Below are 2,035 nucleotides of genomic sequence, written 5' to 3'. Positions count from 1 at the left end.
GTTGAGAAACAACTGTTTGTAAAAGAAGAAATCTTGCAATTTTGGTAAACAGATATGATTTATATGAGAGAACTTCTTTTTGGGTCGAAAATGCACCAGCTACAATAAACGATTCTGTGCAGCATTCACCCGGTTTGGCGATTTTGGTATTTCCATCATAATAGAAAGCAATAGGCTTTGAAAAGTCTGTCTGCCCTGCAATTGGTGCTGGAGGAACAAGTAGTTTCCATTTATCTAAGAGTTTATTGTCATCTGAAACATCAGTTTTGCTAGCATACTTCAAACCAATTTTCTGAATGAACCAGCAAGATATGCCACTATTTTTAGGGTTATAGTTTGTCGGTAAACCAAAAGGCTTTCTTGAAGAAACTACACTACTTAATCTCTTACCACCATTTTCTTTTTTTGCTAATACCTTACGAATAATTGGAATTGCTTGGCTTTGTCTTATTAATATTGAAAATTCATTTAAAGCCCGTTCAGACTTCACTTCATTTCCATTGTTGAAATTAGTTATTTCACATAAGCCTGTATTATCCCTATCCCACAAAAAGTAACAAATGCCGCCTGCTACATCTACTCCTGGAAACACTTCGTTAGAGTTTTCAAAATCTACAATTTTGCGAATACGTTTATCCGTCAACATTTCATTTCTGAATTCGTCCAATCCTTTACCACCTGCATACCATCGAGCAGGAATAATCATAATAAGGAATCTTGGGTTTAGTTTTTTGGCTTGCTGAATAAATTTATGATAAATAGGACTTGCACTTCTTCCGTGTCCTGCATCACTTAACTGATATGGTGGATTTCCAACGATTACGTCAAATTTCATATTCTTAAATATTGTTTTTGTTATGTCTGAATGAATGAAAGGGTAAGCATAAGTTTCTAAAACATCTTCACGGTCGTAAACTTCTTGGCTTGCTCCGCAACGGGTGCACTTACCAGCATCCCAAGTGTGTTGAATTCTTTCATATACAATGTTTCCTTGTTCGGTTTTAAATTCATTACAAACAGAGTATTTTCCATTTGCAGTTTTTGAGCAATAAACGCTTCTGCGACATAGTAAAGCCGTTAATTCTGTAATGGCAATGCCATATAACTGTTTGCTAAAAATGTGGTTTATTCGTTTTTGGGTATCAGGTATTTGTTTTTCTAAACCAAGCATTAAACGTTTAGCAATTTCTCTAAGAAATACGCCCGATTTGCTTACAGGGTCAAGAAACTTTGCATCTTTATTTTCCCATATTTCTTTTGGTAATGTGTCTAAAATTTGATTCACCAAATTGGGTGGTGTAAAGACCTCGTCATTGCTCAAATTGGCAAGGCAAGAAAGCACATCAGGGTTATAATTCGTTTTTATCATCCTCGCCAAGTTTTAAGAAATGTGTTAGTGGAAAATCGCCAACAGGCGTTGGAATAAATGCCTTGTCACCAAGGTCGGAAAATAAGTTTGGTTCTTCTATTGGTTGGTTTTGCAATAAATTATGCAATGTATAATCTCTTCTTTTAATCATACTTCCGTTTACGGCACTCCATTCCGAAAATACAATAGGATCAGCATTTTCGTCCGGCGTTCTTAAATCCAATGCATCACCCCAAAGAATATTTTTACTTAAAATAAATTCGGCAGACCTTAAAAAGTCTGACTTCAATTCTTTGTAGTTTTTTTGGTAATAATGCGTAAAGATTCCCAATAACCTATCACGACAGGTTTGCACATTGTCTTGCAATATATCTACACCATAAATACTTGATATTGCAAGTATGGCGTAACGTTCGTATTCTATTTGGCTTTTAGCATAGCGTTGTTCAACAACAGCTAATTTTCTTTTCAATATTTCCACTAAGAAATTACCAGTACCGCAAGCAGGTTCTAAGAATCGAGCATCGATTCTTTCCGTTTCTTGTTTTACAAGGTCGAGCATTGCATTTACCTCACGTTGGTTCGTAAAAACCTCCCCGTGGTCTGTTACACGTTGTTTTGATTTTACTTGGTTGTCGCTATTTATTTGTTCGCTCAATGTAATCA

The 2,035-nt window shown here is 35.7% G+C and carries 2 protein-coding genes; both read right to left on the bottom strand.

What is annotated here, in order from left to right; all coding sequences use genetic code 11:
• A partial coding sequence (locus ACQR30_RS18225; protein ID WP_429737233.1) for an Eco57I restriction-modification methylase domain-containing protein occupies positions 1 to 1,369 on the bottom strand: 1,369 nt, incomplete at its 3' end.
• A partial coding sequence (locus ACQR30_RS18220) for a DNA methyltransferase (protein WP_429737232.1) occupies positions 1,350 to 2,035 on the bottom strand: 686 nt, incomplete at its 5' end. The genes ACQR30_RS18225 and ACQR30_RS18220, both read right to left, overlap by 20 nt.

It is taken from the genome of Arachidicoccus sp. (genome assembly GCF_050436765.1).
Classification (GTDB): domain Bacteria; phylum Bacteroidota; class Bacteroidia; order Chitinophagales; family Chitinophagaceae; genus Arachidicoccus.
Note: the sequence above shows the minus strand (reverse complement) of the source record. Positions and strands in the feature narration are given on the sequence as shown.